This is a genomic window from Salmonella sp. NW177 (assembly GCF_051811585.1).
Taxonomy (GTDB): Bacteria; Pseudomonadota; Gammaproteobacteria; order Enterobacterales; family Enterobacteriaceae; genus Salmonella; species Salmonella enterica.
The window spans coordinates 105137-128731 of record NZ_JAMMZV010000006.1 but is presented as its reverse complement, the minus strand read 5'-3'; the positions used below and the strand labels follow the sequence as shown (position 1 = coordinate 128731).

At 51.7% G+C, this 23595-nt stretch carries 25 protein-coding genes; 9 read left to right on the top strand and 16 right to left on the bottom strand.

Annotated features, from left to right (window positions below; translation table 11 throughout):
• The first annotated feature begins 216 nt into the window (after positions 1-216).
• The 5 genes from artP to artJ all read left to right on the top strand — a co-directional run bounded on the left by artP (position 217) and on the right by artJ (position 4053).
• Positions 217-945, top strand: coding sequence for an arginine ABC transporter ATP-binding protein ArtP (gene artP, locus NA986_RS17260; protein WP_000027186.1), 729 nt, complete (start codon positions 217-219; stop codon positions 943-945).
• A 17-nt stretch (positions 946-962) separates the two neighbouring features.
• Positions 963-1694 carry an arginine ABC transporter substrate-binding protein ArtI gene (gene artI / locus NA986_RS17255; RefSeq protein WP_000756586.1) on the top strand — a complete coding sequence of 244 codons (732 nt, stop codon included), beginning with the start codon at positions 963-965 and terminating at the stop codon, positions 1692-1694.
• A gap of 6 nt (positions 1695-1700) precedes the next feature.
• The gene (gene artQ / locus NA986_RS17250) at positions 1701-2417 is read left to right on the top strand and encodes an arginine ABC transporter permease ArtQ (protein ID WP_001001677.1); all 717 of its coding nucleotides are present in this window, start codon (positions 1701-1703) and stop codon (positions 2415-2417) included.
• Positions 2417-3085, top strand: a complete 669-nt coding sequence (artM, locus tag NA986_RS17245) for an arginine ABC transporter permease ArtM (RefSeq protein WP_000895396.1) — start codon at positions 2417-2419, stop codon at positions 3083-3085. The genes artQ and artM overlap by 1 nt, the downstream gene beginning before the upstream one ends.
• A gap of 236 nt (positions 3086-3321) precedes the next feature.
• Entirely contained in the window at positions 3322-4053 is a 732-nt protein-coding gene (gene artJ / locus NA986_RS17240) for an arginine ABC transporter substrate-binding protein ArtJ (RefSeq protein WP_000737538.1), read from the top strand.
• A 218-nt stretch (positions 4054-4271) separates the two neighbouring features.
• On the opposite strand, the gene NA986_RS17235 is transcribed toward artJ, so the two are convergent.
• The 13 genes from NA986_RS17235 to NA986_RS17175 all read right to left on the bottom strand — a co-directional run bounded on the left by NA986_RS17235 (position 4272) and on the right by NA986_RS17175 (position 16481).
• Positions 4272-5759 carry a sulfatase gene (locus NA986_RS17235; protein ID WP_023228841.1) on the bottom strand — a complete coding sequence of 496 codons (1488 nt, stop codon included), beginning with the start codon at positions 5757-5759 and terminating at the stop codon, positions 4272-4274.
• Between the two features lie 9 nt (positions 5760-5768).
• Positions 5769-6089 (bottom strand): PTS sugar transporter subunit IIB, encoded by a 321-nt coding sequence (locus NA986_RS17230; RefSeq protein ID WP_000655399.1) that lies wholly within the window; start codon positions 6087-6089, stop codon positions 5769-5771.
• Between the two features lie 29 nt (positions 6090-6118).
• Complete coding sequence (locus tag NA986_RS17225; protein ID WP_000399323.1) at positions 6119-7462, bottom strand: PTS sugar transporter subunit IIC; 1344 nt, start codon at positions 7460-7462, stop codon at positions 6119-6121.
• A 282-nt stretch (positions 7463-7744) separates the two neighbouring features.
• On the bottom strand, positions 7745-8875 hold the full coding sequence (rlmC, locus tag NA986_RS17220; RefSeq protein WP_023181382.1) for a 23S rRNA (uracil(747)-C(5))-methyltransferase RlmC: 1131 nt from the start codon (positions 8873-8875) through the stop codon (positions 7745-7747).
• A gap of 42 nt (positions 8876-8917) precedes the next feature.
• Entirely contained in the window at positions 8918-9391 is a 474-nt protein-coding gene (locus NA986_RS17215; protein WP_000505788.1) for a YbjO family protein, read from the bottom strand.
• A 73-nt stretch (positions 9392-9464) separates the two neighbouring features.
• Entirely contained in the window at positions 9465-10310 is an 846-nt protein-coding gene (potI, locus tag NA986_RS17210) for a putrescine ABC transporter permease PotI (RefSeq protein ID WP_001061629.1), read from the bottom strand.
• Positions 10307-11260, bottom strand: coding sequence for a putrescine ABC transporter permease PotH (potH, locus tag NA986_RS17205; RefSeq protein ID WP_000105453.1), 954 nt, complete (start codon positions 11258-11260; stop codon positions 10307-10309). The genes potI and potH overlap by 4 nt, the downstream gene beginning before the upstream one ends.
• Before the next feature lie 9 nt (positions 11261-11269).
• Positions 11270-12403: a putrescine ABC transporter ATP-binding subunit PotG gene (gene potG / locus NA986_RS17200; protein ID WP_023216246.1), complete on the bottom strand. Its 1134-nt coding sequence runs from the start codon at positions 12401-12403 to the stop codon at positions 11270-11272.
• An 87-nt stretch (positions 12404-12490) separates the two neighbouring features.
• Entirely contained in the window at positions 12491-13603 is a 1113-nt protein-coding gene (potF, locus tag NA986_RS17195) for a spermidine/putrescine ABC transporter substrate-binding protein PotF (protein ID WP_000125769.1), read from the bottom strand.
• Between the two features lie 348 nt (positions 13604-13951).
• The gene (locus NA986_RS17190; protein ID WP_000624810.1) at positions 13952-14428 is read right to left on the bottom strand and encodes a YbjN domain-containing protein; all 477 of its coding nucleotides are present in this window, start codon (positions 14426-14428) and stop codon (positions 13952-13954) included.
• A 96-nt stretch (positions 14429-14524) separates the two neighbouring features.
• Entirely contained in the window at positions 14525-15427 is a 903-nt protein-coding gene (rimK, locus tag NA986_RS17185; RefSeq protein WP_000684361.1) for a 30S ribosomal protein S6--L-glutamate ligase, read from the bottom strand.
• 57 nt (positions 15428-15484) lie between these two features.
• Positions 15485-16207, bottom strand: a complete 723-nt coding sequence (gene nfsA / locus NA986_RS17180) for a nitroreductase NfsA (protein WP_000075300.1) — start codon at positions 16205-16207, stop codon at positions 15485-15487.
• Positions 16191-16481, bottom strand: coding sequence for a YbjC family protein (locus tag NA986_RS17175; RefSeq protein ID WP_001259129.1), 291 nt, complete (start codon positions 16479-16481; stop codon positions 16191-16193). The genes nfsA and NA986_RS17175 overlap by 17 nt, the downstream gene beginning before the upstream one ends.
• A gap of 169 nt (positions 16482-16650) precedes the next feature.
• Between NA986_RS17175 and NA986_RS17170 the strand changes: the two genes are divergently transcribed.
• Positions 16651-16914: a GrxA family glutaredoxin gene (locus NA986_RS17170; RefSeq protein WP_000495513.1), complete on the top strand. Its 264-nt coding sequence runs from the start codon at positions 16651-16653 to the stop codon at positions 16912-16914.
• Between the two features lie 31 nt (positions 16915-16945).
• Here NA986_RS17170 and NA986_RS17165 read toward each other — a convergent pair whose 3' ends face one another.
• The gene (locus tag NA986_RS17165; protein WP_000680850.1) at positions 16946-17323 is read right to left on the bottom strand and encodes an inner membrane protein YbjM; all 378 of its coding nucleotides are present in this window, start codon (positions 17321-17323) and stop codon (positions 16946-16948) included.
• 270 nt (positions 17324-17593) lie between these two features.
• Between NA986_RS17165 and NA986_RS17160 the strand changes: the two genes are divergently transcribed.
• The gene (locus tag NA986_RS17160) at positions 17594-19279 is read left to right on the top strand and encodes an aspartate:alanine antiporter (RefSeq protein WP_001024852.1); all 1686 of its coding nucleotides are present in this window, start codon (positions 17594-17596) and stop codon (positions 19277-19279) included.
• 116 nt (positions 19280-19395) lie between these two features.
• Here the strand turns inward: NA986_RS17160 and NA986_RS17155 are convergent, their stop codons facing one another.
• Positions 19396-20016 (bottom strand): TetR/AcrR family transcriptional regulator, encoded by a 621-nt coding sequence (locus NA986_RS17155; protein ID WP_000661870.1) that lies wholly within the window; start codon positions 20014-20016, stop codon positions 19396-19398.
• Positions 20017-20183: 167 nt separating this feature from the next.
• On the opposite strand from NA986_RS17155, the gene NA986_RS17150 reads away from it, so the two are divergent.
• A complete protein-coding gene (locus tag NA986_RS17150) occupies positions 20184-21395 on the top strand; it encodes an MFS transporter (protein ID WP_000217430.1) in 1212 nt (403 codons plus the stop codon).
• The gene (locus tag NA986_RS17145) at positions 21392-22207 is read left to right on the top strand and encodes a Cof-type HAD-IIB family hydrolase (RefSeq protein ID WP_000023554.1); all 816 of its coding nucleotides are present in this window, start codon (positions 21392-21394) and stop codon (positions 22205-22207) included. The genes NA986_RS17150 and NA986_RS17145 overlap by 4 nt, the downstream gene beginning before the upstream one ends.
• Before the next feature lie 53 nt (positions 22208-22260).
• Here the strand turns inward: NA986_RS17145 and NA986_RS17140 are convergent, their stop codons facing one another.
• The gene (locus NA986_RS17140; protein WP_001181284.1) at positions 22261-23493 is read right to left on the bottom strand and encodes an MFS transporter; all 1233 of its coding nucleotides are present in this window, start codon (positions 23491-23493) and stop codon (positions 22261-22263) included.
• Positions 23494-23595: the final 102 nt, after the last annotated feature.

The window sequence follows — 23595 nt, the reverse complement described above, 5'->3', positions numbered from 1 at the left end:
CCCGCTTTTGCACCCATAACCCCGTAAATTGTCTGGCATTCTGCCCGGGATGCCGACAATTCTTCTTACCTACTATTCCTCCTGCTATTTTGTGCTATGTTTAGGGAAGAATGTGGGATATATTTAACTTTTAACGCATAAATATTGCATAACTATTCTGCGAAAGGTACTATCTGCGGCTTCAATAGCTATCAGACTGCCTGTATACGAGTGTCAATGAGTATTCAATTAAACGGCATTAATTGCTTTTACGGCGCGCATCAGGCGCTGTTCGATATCACGCTGGATTGCCCCGAAGGCGAAACGCTGGTGTTGCTTGGCCCAAGCGGGGCGGGTAAAAGTTCGCTGCTGCGTGTACTCAATCTGCTTGAGATGCCGCGCTCCGGCACTCTGACTATCGCCGGGAACCATTTTGACTTTACGAAAACGCCGTCCGATAAGGCGATTCGTGAGCTACGTCAAAATGTCGGAATGGTCTTTCAGCAATATAATCTTTGGCCACATCTCACCGTTGTGCAGAATCTGATTGAAGCGCCCTGCCGCGTACTGGGTCTGACAAAAGATCAGGCGCTGGCGCGCGCAGAAAAGCTGCTGGAGCGTTTACGTCTGAAGCCATATAGCGATCGTTATCCGTTGCACCTTTCCGGCGGTCAGCAGCAGCGCGTCGCGATTGCCCGCGCGCTGATGATGGAGCCGCAGGTGCTGCTGTTTGATGAACCGACCGCCGCGCTGGACCCGGAAATTACCGCTCAAATCGTCAGCATTATTCATGAGCTGGCGGAAACGAACATTACTCAGGTGATCGTTACGCATGAAGTCGAAGTGGCGCGTAAGACCGCCAGTCGTGTGATTTATATGGAAAATGGTCACATCGTCGAGCACGGTGATGCGGGTTGCTTTGCCCACCCTCAGACCGAAGCGTTCAAAAACTATCTCTCTCACTAAGATTCGGGACAATGACAATGAAAAAAGTTCTGATTGCCGCGCTAATTGCAGGCTTTAGCCTTTCCGCTACAGCAGCCCAGACCATTCGTTTTGCGACCGAAGCGTCCTATCCGCCGTTCGAATCGATGGATGCTAATAACAAGATTGTCGGCTTTGACGTCGACCTGGCCAACGCGCTATGTAAAGAGATCGACGCCTCCTGTACCTTTACCAATCAGGCGTTCGACAGCCTGATCCCCAGCCTGAAATTCCGCCGCTTCGACGCTGTAATGGCGGGAATGGATATCACGCCGGAACGTGAAAAGCAGGTGCTGTTTACCACGCCATATTACGACAACTCCGCGCTGTTCGTGGGTCAGCAGGGCAAATACACCAGCGTCGATCAACTGAAAGGTAAGAAAGTCGGCGTACAGAACGGTACGACGCACCAGAAATTCATCATGGATAAGCATCCGGAAATCACCACCGTACCGTATGACAGCTATCAGAACGCGAAGCTGGATCTACAAAATGGCCGTATCGACGCTGTTTTCGGCGACACGGCGGTCGTGACCGAATGGCTGAAAGCCAATCCTAAGCTGGCGCCGGTCGGCGATAAAGTCACCGATAAAGATTATTTCGGCACCGGCCTGGGTATCGCGGTACGTCAGGGCAACACCGAGCTGCAGCAGAAATTCAATACTGCGCTGGAAAAAGTGAAGAAAGATGGGACTTACGAGACCATCTATAACAAATGGTTCCAGAAGTAATCTTTGATGAACGAATTTTTTCCTTTAGCAAGCGCCGCCGGGATGACCGTCGGCCTTGCCGTCTGTGCGCTGATCATTGGCCTCGCGTTAGCCATGTTCTTTGCCGTCTGGGAGTCCGTAAAATGGCGCCCGATTGCCTGGATAGGCTCCGCGCTGGTCACTATTTTGCGCGGCCTGCCGGAAATTCTGGTGGTGCTGTTTATCTATTTCGGCTCCTCGCAACTCCTGCTTACGCTGTCTGACGGGTTTACCCTCCATCTCGGCTTTACGCAGATCCCGGTGCAAATGGAGATTGAGAACTTTGACGTCAGTCCGTTCCTGTGCGGCGTGATTGCGTTGTCCCTGCTGTATGCGGCCTATGCGTCGCAGACGCTACGCGGCGCGCTGAAAGCCGTTCCGTCTGGTCAGTGGGAGTCGGGTCAGGCACTGGGATTATCAAAGACGGCGATTTTTTTCCGTCTGGTGATGCCGCAGATGTGGCGTCACGCCCTGCCAGGGCTGGGTAATCAGTGGCTGGTGTTGCTAAAAGATACGGCTCTGGTCAGCCTTATCAGCGTTAACGATCTGATGTTGCAGACCAAAAGTATTGCCACACGCACCCAGGAACCGTTTAACTGGTACATTATTGCGGCGGCTATTTACCTGGTCATTACGCTGATCAGTCAGTACATTCTCAAACGCATAGACCTGCGCGCGACACGTTTTGAGCGGAGGCCGGACTAATGCTTGAGTACTTACCTGAACTGCTAAAAGGGCTACACACCAGCCTGACGCTGACCGTGGCTTCTATTGCCGTCGCTTTGGTGCTGGCGTTAGTTTTTACCATTATCCTGACGCTAAAAACGCCGTTCGTGGTGTGGCTGGTGCGCGGCTATATCACGTTGTTTACCGGTACGCCGTTGTTGGTGCAAATTTTCCTGATCTACTACGGACCCGGTCAATTCCCGACGCTGCAAGAGTATCCGCTACTCTGGCATCTACTGTCTGAACCGTGGCTGTGCGCACTGATCGCGTTGTCGCTAAACAGCGCCGCTTATACCACGCAGCTATTTTATGGCGCGATTCGCGCGATTCCGGAAGGTCAGTGGCAGTCCTGCGGCGCGCTGGGGATGAGTAAGAAAGATACGCTGGCGATTTTGTTGCCCTATGCGTTTAAACGCGCCCTCTCCTCCTATTCTAATGAGGTGGTACTGGTCTTCAAAAGTACCTCGCTGGCCTATACCATCACCTTGATGGAAGTCATGGGGTACAGTCAGTTGCTCTATGGTCGTACCTACGATGTGGTGGTATTTGGCGCGGCAGGCGTAATTTACCTGGTCGTCAACGGTCTATTGACGCTGATGATGCGTTTGATTGAGCGTAAAGCCCTGGCGTTTGAGCGGCGCAATTAACCAGGCAGGATAAGGCATTCTCGCCGCCGTTCGACAATGGTCAGATGGCGCTGCGCTTATCAGGTCTACGATGCATAATATTGAATAAACCCGACGGACAAGTGGTTAACCTGTCCGTCTTTTTTTATCCATTTCAAAATATTTAATCATTTTTATTGCATACAAATTCAATTAATGGCATTGTAAATCTATGCCGCAGACACGGCGCATAATCATAAGATTACGGGAGTGACATCATGAAAAAGTTAGTTCTGGCTGCATTACTCGCCTCTTTCGCCACTGGCAGCATCGCCGCTGAAAAAATCAATTTCGGGGTTTCCGCCACCTATCCCCCGTTTGAATCCCTGGATGCGAGTAATAAAATTGTGGGCTTCGATATCGATCTGGCAACCGCATTATGCAAGCAAATGCAGGCAGAATGTACTTTTACCAATCATGCTTTCGATAGTCTTATCCCGGCGCTGAAATTCAGAAAATATGATGCCGTCATTTCCGGAATGGACATTACCCCGGAGCGCAGTAAGCAGGTCGCCTTTAGCAATCCCTATTATGCGAACTCCGCGCTGGTGATTGCCAAAAAAGACACCTATAAAACCTTTACCGATCTAAAAGGTAAGCGTATCGGTATGGAAAATGGCACCACGCATCAAAAATATCTCCAGGATAAACATCCGGAGGTCAAAACCGTGGCCTACGACAGCTACCAGAATGCGATTATCGACCTGAAAAATGGCCGTATTGACGGCGTCTTTGGCGATACCGCAGTGGTCAATGAGTGGCTGAAAACGAATCCGCAACTGGGTCCGGCAACAGAGAAAGTGACCGATCCGCAATACTTCGGTACCGGACTTGGCATCGCGGTGCGCCCGGACAATAAGGCGTTGCTGGAAAAACTGAATAATGCGCTGGCCGCCATTAAAGCGGACGGCACTTATCAGAAAATCAGCGATCAGTGGTTCCCGCAGTAAGACGTATGTGATTAGCCCACCGTGTTGCGAAATGGCAGTATAAATACCTTATTCAGCCCACGGGCCGCCATCGGAAACTATCCTGGCCTGATAAGCGCAGCGCCATTGAGCATTCTACAGTTTGTCATCAGTCTCAAACGCCTGCATCAACAGGCGATTCGGACTAATACTTGCCGGGTGACGCTAACGCGCACCCGGCTTACAACATTGTTACGTTTTTAGACAACATCCAGACCCAGACGGCGATACTGCTCCGCCGGAGCATCATTTTCTTTCATCAAACGGATAAGTAAGTTGATCATCCTTGCTTCGATGGCCTCATCATGAATAGGATGTTGCTGCTGCGGATCGTCTCTGAGATCAAATAAGAGATGACCAAAGCTATTCACACCTTTATATTTTTCCCTGGCCGGAATACGTAATACCTGAAGCCCTTTAGTGAATTTAAACGGAGGTGCCAGAGATAATTTTCCCAGTTCATCCACGTCATAACGCGCATTCATCTTGATCGGCATTAACGTGTAGTTCGCAATGTCATGCTCACGCCCCGGCTGCGCGGCCCGCATATAAACATAGCGTCCGTCGGTAACATTAACATGTCCGCTAAACACGCCAAACAGCGCGCCTTCCCTGACGGGTTCATCACTGGCAATGACTTTCGCCAGCGGTTGGCCCTGCATATCTGCGGGAATAGGTTGCTGAAAATAATCCAGTAGCGTTGGCGCCCAGTCAATCATCTGCACCAGCGACTGCCGTCGCGCTCCGCATACCGCGCTGCGCGGGTCCCAGATAAACAGCGGGTTATTCGCCACCTCGTTATAATAGGGCATTTGATTTTTAGCCCACCAACCGTGCTCCCCCAGCAAGAAGCCGTGATCGGTACCGACAATCAGCATCGTATCGCGCCAGAGATCGTGTTCATCCATCAGATCAAGGATACGTCCCAGATTGCGGTCGCACATGGAAACCAGGGCCCGATAACGACAGCGAATATGCGCTATCGCCTCCTCACTTTCACTGACTTTGCCGCGCGGCCAGTCATAATGCGGGCCTTGCCACTCATCGTCATAGAGCGATAAATATTCCTCGGTGGTATAAAACGGCTCATGCGGATCGAACGTCTCAACCTGCAATAACCAGTTATCTTCGGCATGATTTTTATGGATAAAATCGCACCCGGCGTCAAAAACTTTCGTCTGGGGAAAATCGGCTTCCTGCTGGATGTATTCGCGGTTCGCCCAGTCATGACGCCATAGCCCGGAAACGCCGCCTCCGGTTTGTTTTTGTGGAACGCGCAGTACTTCCGGAATGGGCGGCTCGCCAACACTTGCCTTCCAGTGATCGCCCTCCTGACCGCGTACTACGTCCCAGGAGCTATAGCGGTTATGGTAGTTACCGCCGCCGTCTTCCCAGTAATGCAGATGATCGCTGATAAGATGGGTGTAGATCCCCGCTTTTTTCAATAATTCCGGCATGGAATCATCAAAGGGTTCCAGCGGCCCCCACTCACGATGCAGAAAGTTATAGCGCCCGGTGTGCAGTTCCCGACGGGCTGGCATACAGGGCATACTGCCGACATAACTATTGTCAAAGGTAGCGGCATGTGCCGCCAGGCGTTGAAAGTTAGGCGCTTTCGTTAGCAAATCACCATAGGGCGGCAAATAGTTTTTATTCAGACTGTCAAACAGCAGAATAATCGCTTTCATGACTCACCCTCATTTGTTGAGCAGGTGCGGAAAATTTTTCTCTACCACATCGTAAATCTGTTTACCTATTGATTCGCCATCCATGATATTTTCAATGGGAATGAGATATTGTCCGTGTTTAGGATCGAGGCTAACAACATCAAGCAATTTTTTCGAAATCGCATAAATATCTGCCCAGTCGGTAAATCCACCGACCTCTCCCGCTGCCGTATGCTCCATATCAAAAGAGAAGTCATATTTTGCTAACGCTTTTTTAACAACAGTCTGTAACATTACGCTACTGCCTACACCATAACCGCATACGAATAAAATATTTACAGAATCTTTCATAATAAAATCCTTTATATAAACCGAATCAATTAAATGGAATAAGGACCAAGATGGAACGTTGAAGCAATAAATTTCAGTAATTCACAAATCGCAGGCCACAGAGTCGCCCAGTCAAATATTCCCGTCCAGCCCACACCTTCTTTTGCCAGCCCGGTTAAAGGAATGGCCCATACCGTACCGAAAGTCTGAATAATCCCTAACAGGAAAGTACAAATAATAACGGAACGATATCCCCCCATTCGGTTGGCTAATACGCCGATGGGACCGCCGGAAAAGAAGAGCGGAACAAAACCAGGCAATACCATAATAGGGCTATGGATGAGCAGCAGAATGCCCATGGAAAAAATCGTGCCGAAGGTACAAAAGACGAATCCCAGCGTAGCCGCGTTCGGCGAAAAAGGTAATAAAGCAGCAACATCCACAGCCGGTATGGCGTTAGGAATAAAGCGATCCTGCCAACCTTTAAACGAACCGTTAATTTCACCTACCATCATCCGCACGCCCTGCAGCAAGATGACCATATACATAGAGAATTGCAGGCCCAGATTGATGATATAGATATACCAGGGTTTGCCTTTCGCCATTAACTGTACGTTATCGATCCCTGTCGCCAATAGAAAACCGCCAACGAAGAGCGTCATCACAATGGCGATTGCCGTCACGTTGTGGTTAAAAATGGCTAACCAACCGGGAAGTTTCAGGTTTTCGGCGTCATGCTTTTCCGGATCGCCGAATTTATGCGCGAATTTCGAGAAAAACCACAGTCCCAGCATCTGGTTATGCGCAATGGTAAAACCGGCGTTATTGGTCACTTTGGCGATGGGTTTAACAATAAGCGTAGTTGAAAACGCCCAAAAGACCCCGGTCAATACCCCGGCAATCACAATGGATTGTACCCAACCGAACCCCAGCCAGAAGACGATTAACCACAGTACCGCCTGTGAATGAGAGACCCCGGTATTACCGGTAAGAAATATACCTTTTGCGCCGGTATAACGGCCAAATAAAACTAATAACAGGTTAGTAAAAAACGCCAGTACAAAAACGTATCCTACATAGCCGAAATTATCGCCCAGCGCTATTTGCGTCGCGGCTTTCATGGCGTATGAATCCATTAAGTATCCATGCACGCCATAAGCTTTGCTGACTGCCTCTGCAACCGGTTTAAAAGTGGCTGAAAATTGAAAGCCGCCAAATAACACCATCATCAAACCGACCATCGCGCTGATCATACCGGTGATAATTTTTATAGGCGTCTTTTTATCCAGCGCATAGCCAACACCGACTAATATCCCAATTAATATTGCCGGTTCAGTTAAAAACGTTTGAATAACATCTATAAATTTGGCAAACATCGTCTGAACGCCCTCCATAAGCGTGCCTATTCGTTGTCATGATTGACCCCTTTACTGACGTTACGTATTGCTTCGCTGATGCTATTGAAAGTTACCCGATAAACCACCTTGTCTGATTTTGCCTTACACGCACTGTAATAATCAAAAGTAGTCATTAAAAGATTTAAAGTGATTATTTGTGATTTGATTTGCAAAAATAGGATAATATATAAATACAATCAATTGAATTAAATAATCAATTGATTGTATTTATTATTTTTATGGAATAGTTAAGGGATAACAATAAATATTGTGAATATATTATATTGACCTGCGCAGTAACGCTAAAACCTCATAATGCGCGGTATGCGGGAACATATCGAAAAGCTGAACACGTTGAATACGGTAGTTCGGCAGATGACGAATATCCTGCGCCATCGTCTGCGCGTTACAGCTCGAATAAATGATAAAACGCGGCGCCATTTGTGCAAGGTAATCGCACAACGGCTTGCCAATGCCGCGGCGGGGAGGATTCACCAACACCAGGTCGGGCGTTTCGCCTTGGGCGGTGGCGAATTGAGTGGAATCCAGCGCCTGGAAATGAAGGCGGGTCAATCCCAGCTCGGCAGCGGATTGCTTCGCGCAGGCAATCGCCTCCGGCGCGATCTCAATACCGGTTAATTGCATCTGCGGCGTCGCGCAGTGCAGGCCGAATCCGCCCACTCCGCAAAAAAGATCCCACATATGGCGTACCGGCAGTTGCCCTACCCAGTCACGCGCCGTCGCATATAATCGGCTGGCGACCGTAGGGTTGGTCTGAAAGAAACTTTGCGGACGAATCCACAGCGGCACATCGTTAAAACGTTCCGCCAGCGCCTGCTGATCCGTCAGGTAGATTTCCGTCTCCCCTTCCATAATCGCCATATGTACCGGCTGGATATTTGCGGTGATCACTCTGAGCTGCGGCAGTTGCGCGCGCAGCCACGGTAACGCCGCGCGCAGTTGCGTAAGTTTGTTTTCTGAACGCAACACGAAGCGTAGCATCATGCCACCATCGAACTGACTTTCCGTCAGCAACAGGTATTTCAGTTCGCCGCGTTTTCGCGCCACGTTATAAGGCGTGAGTCCGGCACGGGCAATAAAAGGTTTTAGCGCGCTGAATACGGGGGCAAAGGAGGCGGGATACAGCGGGCAGCCGCAAAGATCGACCGGCGTACCGTCGCGATGCAGCATCCCGAAGAGCGGTTTTTCTACACTACCGCTCACGACCATTTTCGCTTTGTTGCGGAAACGCTGTTCCGGGCCTCCAGTCGGCGCGCACCACTGTTCAACAGGTAGCCCGGCGAGCAAACGATGTAAATCGGCTGTTTTTGCGGAAAGTTGTTCGTTAACCGACTGCGTAATCCATTGACAGGAACGGCAGCGACCCGCGTCATAGAGTGCGCACTGCATACCAAAAAACCTTCATATTATCCGGGGCGACGATTATACACATTATTGCAGCCGGAAGAACCGACGGCTGGGAGCGGGAATAAACAGTAGAAACAGAATTAAAAGATCGGGGAGTTTTTGCATGACCAGGGAATGCAGGATATCACGCTTCGATTCTCCCGCGATGCTAAACAACTCCGGATACCCGTAGCCTAACGACGCCGCCCACAGATATCCGCTCACAATAATTTGTGTCGCCAGGTACACCCAGCGCGCCCAGCTACGGCCTTTCACCAGCGAAAACGCACAATAAATTTCAACAAAGACCAGCACTAAGCTGGCCAGAAAGACCAGGGTTAAGCTCCACGTCTGCACGCTGCGATGAATAAACTCGCCCATCCCGCGTATGCCGAGGGTATTCATAATCATCAGCACATCGAGACCGCGAATCAAAATAATCGCCATAGCCGCAACCTGCACCAGCGTAGGCACATTTAAACGGGCATGTGATGAGGTTGATTGCTTTATAAATCCCAATGAATGTCTTCCCTGAAAATGATGCCGCGACCCGCGCGGCAACGCATTGCCATAGTGGAAGATTTTAGTGGCTTCAGCCGCGTCTTGCACGCTGGATATCGCGAATCCGCTGTTTTTCCGCTCGCGCCATCAGGTACCAGGCAATAAATCCGACGATTCCTACCACGCCGAGGATTAACGTCGCCAGCGCGTTGATTTCCGGGTTCACGCCCATGCGCACGCTGGAGAAAACCAGCATCGGTAGCGTGGTGGCGCCGGGACCGGAAACGAAGCTGGCAATCACCAGATCGTCAAGGGAAAGCGTAAAGGCCAACAGCCAGCCCGAGATCACCGCTGGCATGATCATCGGTAACGTAATGACAAAAAAGACCTTTAACGGCGCCGCGCCAAGATCCATCGCCGCCTCTTCAATCGAACGATCCAGTTCGCGTAATCGCGAAGCGATCACCACTGCCACGTAGGCGGTACAGAAAGTGACGTGCGCCAACCAGATGGTCAGCATCCCGCGATCGGAGGGCCAGCCGATAGCATGACCGAGCGCGACAAACAGCAACAGCAGCGACAGCCCGGTAATCACATCCGGCATCACCAGCGGCGCGGTGATCATAAACGCAAAGCCGTTTGCGCCGCGAAATCGTCCAAATCGCACCATCACCACCGCGGCGATAGTACCGAGCACCACCGCCATCGTCGCCGCGCAGGCGGCAATTGTCAGGCTTAGTCCCACTGCGCTCATCATGGCGGTATCCCGAAAGAGCTCGCCATACCAGCGCGTCGACCATCCCGCCCACACCGTCACCAGCTTCGAACTGTTAAACGAGTAAATCACCAACATTAACATCGGCGCATAGAGAAAAGTAAACCCCAGCACCAGAATCAGAATGCGCCAGGGCGAGCGAACGACCGGTAAGTTATTCATCCATGCTCCCCCACACTTTTTTGCTGATGTTTATGGAACCACATGATCGGTACTATCAGCAGCAGCAACATAATAATGGCGACCGCAGAAGCCACCGGCCAGTCGCGGTTATTGAAAAACTCCTGCCACAGGACGCGACCAATCATGATACTGTCCGGCCCGCCAAGCAGTTCCGGGATCACAAACTCGCCCACCGCCGGGATAAAAACCAGCATCGAGCCGGCGATGATTCCGCCTTTGGTGAGCGGGACAATGATGCTAAAAAATGTTTTCAGCGGTCGGGCGCCGAGATCCAGCGACGCTTCCACCAGCGAATAATCAATACGCGTTAATGCGGTATAAATGGGCAGAACCATAAACGGCAGATACGCATAAACAATGCCGATATAGACGGCCAGGTTAGTGTGCAGGATCGTCAGCGGCTGATCGATAACCCCGAGCCACAGCAACACATTGTTCAGCACACCGTTGTTTTTCAAAATGCCCATCCAGGCATAGACGCGTATTAAAAAAGACGTCCACGAGGGCAGAATCACCAACAGCAGCAGGATATTGCGCGTGGAGGGCTTGCTGTGCGCCACCGCCCACGCCAGCGGGTAGCCCAGCAGCAGGCAGCAGATTGTGGAAATACCGGCAATTTGTAACGATTGCAGATAGGCTTCGAAATAAAGCGGATCGTCGGTCAGTTGCAAAAAATTACCGAGATTGAGCGTAATCGACAACTGACCGTCAGCCCATTCCAGCAGATCGGTATACGGCGGGATCGCCCGCGCCATTTCCGCCAGGCTTATCTTAAAGACGATAAGAAACGGCAGTAAAAACAGCAGAATGAGCCAGATATAAGGCAAAGCAATAACCAGCTTACGCCCATGTTTCATTTGCATTCGCGCCAACCATAGCGCCGCGCCGCCAGGTTTACTGATGCGTGCCGGAGGTTCAAGTGTGCTCATGTTTCCCCCTTATACCGTCAGGACCACGCAGCTATCCGCTTCCCAGCACAAACGCACTTCATCGCCCCAGGTCGGTAACCCTTTCCGGTAACGGTGCGCATTCTGCAGTTGAGCGCTGATCATCTGCCCGCTTTTTAGCCGCACATGATAAATAGACAGATCGCCGAGATACGCAATATGCGCCACTTCGCCGACGGCGAAATTATAGCCATCGGCAGGCGGCGACTCACAGAGCATGATTTTTTCCGGACGTAGCGCCACATATACCGGCACATTATCAACGACAGAGGCATCTGCATCGACTTTTAACGGATGAACCAAACCGGGCGCGTCAATGACCAGACCGTCCTCTTCACGCGCTTTCAGTAAGCCCTCAAAAACATTTACCGATCCGATAAACTCGGCGCTGTAGCGGGTCGTCGGATGCTCGTAAATCTCCTCCGGTTCGCCAATTTGCACAAATTTTCCACGGTTCATGATGGCAATGCGCCCCGCCATCGTCATCGCTTCTTCCTGATCGTGCGTCACCATGACGCAAGTCACGCCGACGCGCTCAAGGATATCCACTACTTCAAGCTGCATCCGGTCGCGTAATTTTTTATCCAGCGCGCCCATCGGTTCATCCAACAAGAGCAGCTTAGGACGTTTCGCCAGGCTGCGCGCCAGGGCCACGCGCTGACGCTGACCGCCGGAAAGCTGATGCGGCTTACGTTTTGCAAACTCCTGCATGTGCACCAGACCCAGCATCTCATTGACGCGGCTGATAATCTCCGCCTTCGGCAGTTTGTCCTGCTTCAGACCAAAAGCGATGTTCTGCTCTACCGTCATATGCGGAAACAACGCATAGGACTGAAACATCATATTAATCGGACGCTGATACGGCGGAACATGCGCCAGATCGACGCCGTCGAGCATAATTTGCCCGCTGCTCGGCGGTTCAAAACCTGCCAGCATCCGTAGCAGAGTCGATTTTCCACAACCTGACGCGCCCAGCAGGGCAAAAATCTCGCCTTTATAGATAGTCAGACTGACATCATCGACAGCATGTTGCCCGTCGAATGACTTCGTCAGGTTGCGAATTTCCAGAAGCGGCGTCAGCGCTTTACGGGTTTTCACCTGCGGGCGGTGGGGGACATCATTCACAAGGCGCTCTCCGGCATAACACAATCAAACGATACAAACGGTGGAATGCCCGATAGCGCACGCTTATCAGGCCATACCGTTAATCAATTACTTACCGCTTTTCACCTTCGTCCATGCGCGGGTGCGGACGCGATCAATCTTCGGCTCCTGCACTTTCAGGGTAAACAACTTGGCCCGCACATCCGCCGGCGGATAAATTCCCGGGTTATCGCGCACCTGCTGGCTGACCAGCGCCGTCGCCTCTTTATTCGCATTGGCGTAGAAAACGTGATCGGAAATATGGGCAATCACATCAGGGCGCAGCAGATAATTAAGGAACTGGTAGGCCTCGTCTTTATTTTTGGCGTCAGCCGGCATGGCAAACACATCAAAAAACGCCATTGCCCCCTCTTTGGGGATCGAGAAAGAGATATTGACGCCATTTTTCGCCTCTTTCGCCCGGTTAGCGGCCTGCCAGACATCGCCCGCCCAACCGATGGCCACACAGGTATCGCCATTAGCCAGATCGTTAATGTATTGCGAGGAGTGGAAATAGCGAATGTTTGGCCGTAGCTTCAACAACAGATCGGTTGCCGGGCCGGTATAGTCATCCGCTTTGCTGCTATTCGGATCTTTACCCAGATAGTTCAGCACGGTGGCAAAAATTTCTTCAGGCGCATCAAGGAAAGAGACGCCGCAGCTTTTTAGCTTCTCCAGATTTTCCGGCTTGAGGACTAAATCCCAGCTATTCACTGGCGCATCATCCCCCAGCACCGCTTTCACTTTATCAACGTTATAGCCAATGCCCGTCGTGGCCCACATATAGGGCATGGCGTATTTGTTGTCAGGATCGTGCTTCGCTACCAGTTTCAGCAGTTCAGGATCGAGGTTTTTCCAGCCGGGAAGTTTGCTTTTATCCAGCGGCTGAAAAACGCCCGCGGTGAGCTGGCGCTCAAGAAAACTGGCCGATGGCACCACCAGATCGAACCCGGTGCTGCCTGCCATTAACTTGCCTTCCAGCACTTCGTTAGAGTCAAAGACATCATAGATAACGTTAATCCCGGTCTCTTTTTCAAAGTTCGCTACCGTGTCCGGCGCAATATAATCTGACCAGTTATAAATGTGCAGCGTTTTTTGTTCGGCAGCGAGCGTGCCGACAGAGACGACCATCAGAGCACCCGCAACCAGACCCGATAGCCATTTTTTCTTTAAGGCGGTCATCATCGCTTTCCTTCTGAAATCCGTTAACAAATGAACCCATTAGGCGTGGTTTAAAACATGCCTGAAATGTGCATACCTTTTCATTTGATACAAATGAAGAAGAGAGGTCACCCTCCCTGCCATCAAGCTCGCTATAGAAGCTTCGCAAGAATAACTTTAGCTAAGGTTTGAGGCTATAGCCCAGATTAAAAAACGCCTTTTATCAATTTTTTATGCAGGTTTTGTCTATGTGATAAAGCGAAATGGTCAGAAAGGAGGTGAATAATTCTTTAAATAAAGGTTAACGGCAGCATAAAAAAACGTAAACAGCAGCCGCGCTGGCAGCGACTGCCTGATTATCGGGAGGGATCAGTGAAGAAAATGGTCAACCGCGCTGGTTTTTTGCGCGTCTTCTTCCGCGTTAAACAGAAGCTGATGCGCCCCGGCCTCAAGGATCACCATAGAAATCTGCTCTTCACTTTGGCGAACAAACCATTCGAACTGTTCGTAGGTGACTCCTTGCATAACGGATAAAGACTGGCACACAACCAGTTTTGGTAGATTATCATCCTGCATATCGAGAAAGGCTTTTACCGTCAACGAACTGGCGTTGATAGCAGAGAGATCGGCCGCCAGCGGCAGCAACGCGGAAGGCCTGACCTCCGCCATCGCGGAAAAAAGAATGGTGTTGTCCACCAAATCGATTTTAGCATCGTAGACGCCGTCAAAATTCTGCATATGCGGCAAATGCAGCGCCTGGCAGGTATCACATTCGAAGAAATTCATGCCCAGGTCGTCGAGCCATTGACGCAACGTATCCAGAGTGGGAACGACCAGTGATATCATAATAATGTGCTACCTCTTACGATGACGATGAAAAAATTACCGGCACAGCTTACGCAAAAAGCGTGCTTCGTACTACGGCGGAATCCACGATTGCGATTAGCCGCCGATTTTAAGGCAAAATTCAGGCGTAGCGTGACGTTCTATCCACTGAATCATTCGCCCCGCGATATCCACGCCCGTAGTCTTTTCGATACCTTCCAGTCCCGGCGAGGCATTCACCTCCATCACCAGCGGCCCGCGCGCGGCGCGTAAAATATCGACGCCCGCCACATCCAGCCCCAGCGTTTGTGCGGCTTTGATGGCGATATCCCGTTCACGGGGCGTGATCGTCGCGATGCTGGCCACCCCGCCGCGATGAAGATTGGAGCGAAAATCACCGGCTTTCGCGCACCGCTCAATCGCCGCCACAACCTCATTGCCGACGACCAGACAACGAATATCGCATCCTTTAGCTTCGGCAATGTATTCCTGAACCAGGATATGGGCATTCAGCCCCCGAAACGCATCAATAACGCTTTCAGCAGCCTGACGCGTCTCCGCCAATACCACGCCGATCCCTTGCGTGCCTTCTACCAGCTTCACGACCAGCGGCGCCCCGCCAACCATCTTAATAAGATCGCTGGTATCATCCGGCGAATGGGCGATCCCGGTAATGGGAAGATCGATCCCCTGGCGCGCCAGAAGTTGTAGCGATCGCAGCTTATCGCGCGCGCGGGTAATGGCGACGGATTCATTCAGCGGATAACTACCCAGTAGCTCAAACTGACGTAGCGCAGCGGTACCATAAAAGGTAATGGCCGAACCAATACGGGGAATAACGGCGTCAAAATGGGGCAGACGACGCCCCTTGTAATGGATCGACGACGCTGCCGGATTAATATTCATATAGCAGGAAAGAGGATCGAGTATCTCGACCAGATGGCCGCGCCGCATCGCCGCTTCGCGCAGACGTTTGCAAGAATAGAGCGTTCCATCCCTGGACAATATGGCAATTTTCACCCTGCACCTCGCTGAAAACCCTGAAAAGCCCGCGTATCATACACTGGCCCGCAGGTTTTAGCGCGTCGCCCAGCCCTGTTTATGCAAATATTCAAGGATAAATGGGCGATTTTCTTTAATCAGGGTGCGACGGATATGATCGCTCCAGGTATCGCGTCGCGTATTACTGCCGCGGGTCAGATAATACTCAGCCAACTGCTCGTCATAGCGCGCCAGCAGCTTTTCATCAAGCGGTTGATACTGGTTCTCATGAACCACAAGCTCGGCAGGCAGGCGCGGTTTCAGATCCGGATTATCCGCAGGCCATCCCAAACACAGGCCAAAGAGCGGCAATACATGCTTCGGCAATTTTAACAGTTCTGTAACAGATTCAATATTGTTACGGATGCCGCCGATATACACGCCGCCTAACCCCAGTGATTCCGCCGCCGTCAGCGCATTTTGCCCCATCATCGCCGTATCGACGACACCGAGCAGCAGTTGTTCGGCAAGCCCCAACTGCGCGTCAGGGCAGATCTGCAAATGACGATTAAAATCGGCGCAAAATACCCAGAACTCAGCGGCCTGCGCCACATGCTTTTGCCCGCCCGTCAGGGGCACTAACGCCTCGCGCAGCGCCCGATCGGTAATACGGATAATAGAGCTGCACTGTAAAAAACTGGAACTGGACGTGCTGCGCGCGGCGGCAATAATGGCCTCTCGCTGCGCGTCAGTCACGGGTTCATCGGTGAAATGGCGAATAGAACGATGGCCACAAAGAAGTTCAATGGTCGGACTCATTATGCTTTTCTCTATCTGAACGGGAAGAAATGTCGGGTGGACGTTTCATCAACTGCGGCGCCAGTAACTGCGCAATACGCCACATCATCGCCACCGCGGCGGGGAGGATCAACACGACGCCGAGGAAAACCATCAATACGCCAGCCAGCGACGTATTGAACGGCGCGGGCAGCGTAAGGTAATGATTAAGCGATAGCAGAGCAAGCGCCAGCAAAATCATACCGAGGTATTCCAGTATCAGTATGCTTTTGGGTAACACGCCAATCGTGCGCATATCAAGCCTCCCGGTTAACTGACGCACAGTGTAGAACGTTCTGGTCCGGCGTGCTTAACAGATATAGCCCTGGGTTATCAAAGGAACAGGCGTAACCTGCTTTTCATCTGCCGTAAATCGCGGCATGATAACACCTGTTCGCCGTCTGGCTTTATGTTCGAGGAGAGATATGTTTACTGTTATTTTTGGCCGCCCAGGGTGCCCTTATTGCGTGCGTGCAAAAGAGTTGGCGGAAAAACTGAGCAAAGAACGCGACGATTTTAACTACCGCTATATTGATATCCATGCAGAAGGCATTACTAAAGCGGATTTGGAAAAAACCGTAGGTAAACCTGTAGAAACCGTACCGCAGATTTTTGTCGATCAAAAACATATCGGCGGCTGTACGGATTTTGAAGCATGGGCAAAAGAAAATCTGAATCTTTTCGCCTGATTGCTCTGGCAACGCCCTCTACCGGAGGGCGCTATCGGCGTTTTTTTCGCCGGTGGCTAAACAGGCTGCTAATAAACAAATAGCAGAGCGCGCCTAACGCACACCAGAATACGGCGCTAAATAACCACGCCAGTTCTTGCCAAAACGATCGGGTAGGCATAAATACCACGCGCATTAACACCAGGCAAAACGGCGCCGCCAGCATCGCCCCGATCAGCGGTCGGATCACCTCGCGTCGGTGAGAACAAAAACTGGCCACCGCACCAGGCAACGTAAAAAATAACAGTCCAATCTCAGGATGCCCTGCCGCGCGAAAAGCGCCTTGTACATGCATAGTTAATGAAAGACACACCACAATAAAGAGTACAAAGCAGCAGACAACGCTTGCCCACCCGTGTTTATGTTTCAATCGTTCCTCCTGACACTCTCTATCGAACACGCTTTCCGCCGTGAGGCATCCAGTCAGATAAAGTCATGTGGCATTCCATGCCAAAAACACACCTGCACGATTCTTATAGCCGTTAGTACGCAATAAGATTAAACTAGCAGGATATATTGTTGTGTTGTTTTTATTTGGATGCTGTATGCAATACGATTGCACCCTTAATTCATGATAAAAACAGTAGCGTAAATTACCATTTCTTTCAACAGCTTACTCGTAAACAAGAAGTTAGTCTCCGTGAATATAAACGTCGCAGATTTGTTAAATGGGAATTACATCCTGTTATTATTTGTGGTCCTGGCTCTTGGCCTGTGTCTTGGCAAGTTACGTCTGGGTTCAGTCCAACTTGGTAATTCCATTGGCGTTTTAGTGGTCTCTCTATTATTAGGGCAGCAACACTTCAGTATTAACACCGACGCGCTAAATCTGGGATTTATGCTGTTTATTTTTTGTGTCGGCGTCGAGGCTGGCCCCAACTTTTTTTCGATTTTTTTTCGCGACGGTAAAAATTATCTGATGCTTGCCCTGGTCATGGTCGGTAGCGCTCTGCTAATCGCCTTAGGCCTTGGTAAGCTATTCGGCTGGGATATCGGCCTGACGGCCGGTATGCTGGCCGGCTCAATGACATCCACGCCCGTGCTGGTTGGCGCAGGCGATACCCTGCGACATTCCGGCATCGCCAGCACCCAACTCTCCTCCGCTCTTGATAATCTGAGCCTGGGCTATGCCCTGACCTATCTGATTGGGTTGGTCAGTCTGATCGTGGGCGCGCGCTACTTGCCTAAACTGCAGCATCAGGATTTGCAAACCAGCGCCCAGCAAATTGCTCGCGAGCGCGGTCTGGATACCGATGCTAATCGAAAGGTTTATTTGCCGGTTATCCGCGCCTATCGGGTTGGCCCGGAACTGGTGGCCTGGACTGACGGCAAAAACCTGCGCGAGCTGGGTATTTACCGCCAGACAGGCTGCTATATCGAACGTATTCGCCGTAACGGTATTCTGGCGAACCCGGATGGCGATGCGGTGCTGCAAATGGGCGATGAGATTGCGCTGGTCGGCTATCCGGACGCGCACGCCAGGCTCGATCCCAGCTTCCGTAATGGTAAGGAAGTGTTTGATCGCGATCTGCTTGATATGCGCATCGTGACGGAAGAAATTGTGGTGAAAAACCACAATGCGGTCGGTCGCCGCCTCGCTCAGCTCAAGCTGACCGATCATGGCTGCTTCCTTAACCGCGTCATCCGCAGCCAGATCGAAATGCCTATCGACGATAACGTCGTGCTGAATAAAGGCGACGTGTTACAGGTGAGCGGCGACGCCAGACGCGTAAAAACCATCGCCGATCGCATTGGTTTTATTTCGATCCATAGCCAGGTGACGGACCTGCTCGCCTTCTGCGCTTTTTTTATCATCGGGTTAATGATCGGGATGATTACCTTCCAGTTCAGCAATTTTAGTTTCGGCATCGGCAACGCGGCCGGATTGCTGTTCGCCGGGATCATGCTCGGTTTCCTGCGCGCTAACCATCCTACCTTTGGTTATATTCCGCAGGGCGCGCTTAACATGGTGAAAGAATTCGGCTTGATGGTATTTATGGCAGGCGTTGGTTTAAGCGCCGGCAGCGGTATCAACAACGGTCTGGGCGCGGTCGGCGGACAAATGCTGATCGCCGGGCTTGTCGTCAGCCTGGTACCGGTGGTGATCTGCTTCTTGTTTGGCGCTTATGTGCTGCGCATGAACCGGGCGCTGCTGTTCGGCGCCATGATGGGCGCGCGTACCTGCGCCCCGGCGATGGAAATCATTAGCGATACGGCGCGCAGCAATATTCCAGCGCTGGGTTATGCGGGGACTTACGCCATCGCCAACGTCCTGCTAACGCTGGCGGGGACGCTTATTGTCATCATCTGGCCGGGGTTAGGATAAAACTGAAGTTTGCCTTTAAGTGAAAAAATTTTGCCAATAGGTCGAACTTTTCGTTAAAGCATCAGTCATACCTATTGCCACTGCTTTTCTTTGATGTCCCCATTTTGTGGAGCCCATCAACCCCGCCATTTCGGTTCAAGGTTGGTGGGTTTTTTGTTGCCTGACGCAGAGTGACACGACATTGACGCTCCGGCGATTCGCTTTACCATCTGTAAAATCGCTTCGCGCGCCAGCGGCGTTCGATCCGTTACAAAATGCAGCGTCATCCCCTCGATAAACGCATCCAGCGCGCGGGCGGTCTGCGCGTCAAACCACTGCGCCAGCGTATTCTGGCTACGCTGCATCCAGTTTTGCATGACTATTTTTAACGCTGGCTTATCGCTGGCATAGGCATATAACTGATACATTAACGCCATATTATCCGGCGTCGTAACCTGCGAGCCGTAAATCATTTCCGTTATCGCCTGGCACGCCCCCTCCGCATCCGTCACCTGCGCAAAAAAATCCTGGTATTGACGCGACATGTTCTCGGTGAAAAGTGTAAAAGCTTCACTCAATAACGCATCCATACCGGCAAAATAGTAGGTCATCGAGCCAAGCGGCACCTGAGCGATAGCGGCGATTTTCCGGTGCGTCACGGCATGAACGCCATAGGTCTTTACCGCTTCCAGTGTGGCCTGAATTATTTTTTCCCGTCGCTTAGGATCATTGGCGCGTCTTACGGCATTTTCTTTCATGATGAGTTCCACATCTCATTCAGGATGCAGGCGATAGTAGCCTGCCGCTTACGCTGAAAAAACAGACAGTAAAAACTGTCTGCACAACGAAGTATGACGACGATATGTACAAATGTACACAAGCTTGCTAATGTTTACCTCTCGCTTCTATTTTCTGGCCTGACGCTATGACCGTCCTCTCCTCACGTAACGCCTTAAAACGCCGTACCTGGGCGCTGTTTATGTTCTTCTTTTTACCCGGACTGCTGATGGCCTCCTGGGCAACCCGAACGCCTGCTATTCGGGATATTCTTTCCGTCTCTACCGCGGAAATGGGGGCGGTCTTATTTGGGCTTTCTATCGGTTCAATGAGCGGTATTCTTTGTTCCGCCTGGCTGGTGAAACGATTTGGCACCCGAAAGGTTATTCGCACGACGATGACCTGCGCAGTAACCGGGATGGTTATTCTTAGCGTCGCGCTGTGGTGCGCCTCGCCGCTGATTTTTGCCCTTGGATTAGCCGTTTTCGGCGCCAGTTTTGGCGCCGCCGAAGTGGCGATTAATGTCGAAGGCGCGGCGGTCGAACGCGAGCTGAATAAAACCGTTCTGCCGATGATGCATGGTTTTTACAGTTTCGGCACGCTGGCGGGCGCTGGTGTCGGCATGGCGTTAACCGCATTAAGCGTCCCGGCTAACATCCATATCATCCTCGCGGCTGCCGTGGCGATCGCGCCCATTTTTATCGCCATTCGGGCGATCCCTGACGGTACGGGTAAAAACGCATCGGAAGATGCTCACCTTCAGGAAAAAGGATTACCTTTTTATCGGGACATCCAGCTTTTGCTTATTGGCGTGGTGGTGCTGGCAATGGCATTCGCCGAAGGCTCTGCGAATGACTGGCTGCCGCTACTGATGGTAGACGGACACGGTTTTAGCCCAACCTCCGGCTCTCTGATCTACGCCGGTTTCACGCTTGGTATGACCGTTGGCCGCTTTACCGGCGGCTGGTTTATTGACCGCTATAGCCGGGTGACGGTTGTTCGCGCCAGCGCGTTAATGGGAGCGCTGGGCATTGGCCTGATTATTTTTGTCGATAGCGACTGGGTCGCCGGCGTCTCGGTCATTCTTTGGGGCTTAGGCGCTTCGCTCGGCTTCCCGCTGACCATTTCCGCCGCCAGCGATACCGGTCCCGACGCGCCGACGCGCGTGAGCGTTGTCGCTACGACCGGCTATCTGGCGTTTTTGGTCGGGCCGCCGCTGTTGGGCTATCTGGGAGAGCATTATGGATTACGCAGCGCCATGATGGTTGTGCTGGCGCTGGTTATTCTGGCGGCGCTGGTGGCGAAGGCCGTCGCCAAACCTGTATCGACTCCGCAACCGGTGATGGAGCATAACGCATGAGTATCAAATTAATCGCCGTCGACATGGACGGCACGTTTCTGAGCGATCAAAAAACCTATAACCGTGACCGGTTTATGGCGCAGTACCAACAAATGAAGCGGCAAGGCATTCGCTTTGTCGTGGCCAGCGGCAACCAGTATTACCAGTTAATCTCGTTCTTTCCGGAAATTGCGCACGAAATCGCTTTTGTCGCGGAAAACGGCGGTTGGGTGGTCAGCGAAGGAGAGGATATTTTTAACGGCGAGCTGACAAAAGCCGACTTCCAGACGGTTGTCGAACACCTGCTCACACGCGCCGATGTGGAGATTATCGCCTGTGGAAAAAACAGCGCCTACACGCTGAAACGGTACAACGATGCGTTAAAAGCCGTTGCGGCAATGTATTATCATCGTCTGGAGTTTGTGGATAATTTCAACAATATCAACGATGTCTTTTTCAAATTCGGCCTTAATATTACCGATGAACGGATACCGGAAGTACAGGCGGCGCTGCACGACGCCATTGGCGATATCATGGTCCCCGTTCATACCGGCTATGGCAGTATTGATTTAATAATTCCCGGCGTGCATAAAGCCAACGGCCTGCGTCTGTTACAGCAGCGCTGGGGCATTCATGATAGTGAAGTGGTGGTATTCGGCGACGGCGGCAACGATATTGAGATGCTGCGTCAGGCCGGGTTTAGTTTTGCCATGTCGCACGCCAGCGAGGCGGTCGCGGCGGCGGCGAAATACCGCGCCGGATCGAACAACCAGGAAGGCGTGCTGGATATTATCGACAGCGTATTAAACAACGAGCCGCCGTTCAACGTCTAGCGGATGCCTCTCTATGCCTGATAACAGAAAGCTTATCAGGCGTAGCCGCTCTCTCAGACTGTTTGCAAATTCCCCGTCCGCTTATCTTTTAAGAAGACCAGCATCAGCAGTAGCCAAAGAATACCGTTTGCCAGATTAAACAGGCTAAATAGCCCATTGCCGCCGCTTAACCAGGCGTGTTTACTGACTTCAATGCCAACGGTAAAAATCAGCATTTGTAGCATTCCCATCGCCGCCGAGACCGTTCCTTTACTCATATCGCTGGAAAAGAGCGTCAGACGCACCAGTCCGGCATTCGCCAGCCCAATGCCAAAAGCGTATACGCTTAATCCCGCCGTCATCCATAAATAAGCATGGGATGAAACCACCGTCGCCGCCGCGGCGATGATCAGCCCCGCGACGATAGGCCAGCCGCCCATCACGATCAGCGAGCGAACCGTACGTCGGGAGGTTAAACGCGCCAACACCAGATTACCGGCAATGAGCGCGCCAAAAACGGGCACCTGCAGCAAACCATATTCATAGCTGCTGAGCTGTTCGCCGCTAATGATGATAATCGGCGACTGCGCAATCCAGGCCAACAGCGGCAGGCTGACAAATCCCAGCGCTAACGCCCCTGCGACGAACCGCCGATTTTTTATTACCAGTCGATAATCCCGGCCCAGCGCCTTAAATGACAGCGTTTCGCCCCGCCGCGTGGCGGTCTCCGGCATTGCGCGCTGTAGCCCGAAAAAGGCGATAGCGGCCAGTGCGGCAAATAAAATAAACATCCCCTCCCACGGCAGAACATGCACCCATGCCGCCCCAACCAGTGGTCCCAGTAGCGGCGCGATTAACGCCACGTTCGCCATCAGCGCGGTAATTTTTATACACACCGCTTCCTCAAAGGATTCCTGAATCGCGGCATACCCTACAGCGCCGATAAAACACAGGCTAATCCCTTGCAAAAAACGCAGGAATGTAAATTGTTCGATGTTTTTCGCCAGTAACGTCGCCAGGCAAGTGACAATAAACCACACGACGCCCGCCAGCATCACGGGACGACGGCCAATCCGGTCAGACAACGGGCCAAGCAGCCACTGTAAGAACATACCGCCCGCCAGATAAGCGGTCATGGACGTCGGAACCCAGTCCAGGCCCGCCTGATACTGCTCAACCACCGCCAGCATACCCGGCTGGATCATGTCGTTGCCAATATAAGTAGAAAATTCGTACAGCACCAGACAGAGAGGAAAAAGTAGCGCCTGACGTCCCAGCCTGCCGCCTGATTGTAAACGATTCTGCATACCATCTCTTCGCCAATAAAAACCGCGCAGAGTGTAATGAAAGTCGGGGAACTGAGATAGCGAATTATGAGGCTGCAAGGGAAATAGCGCACATTTTTACAG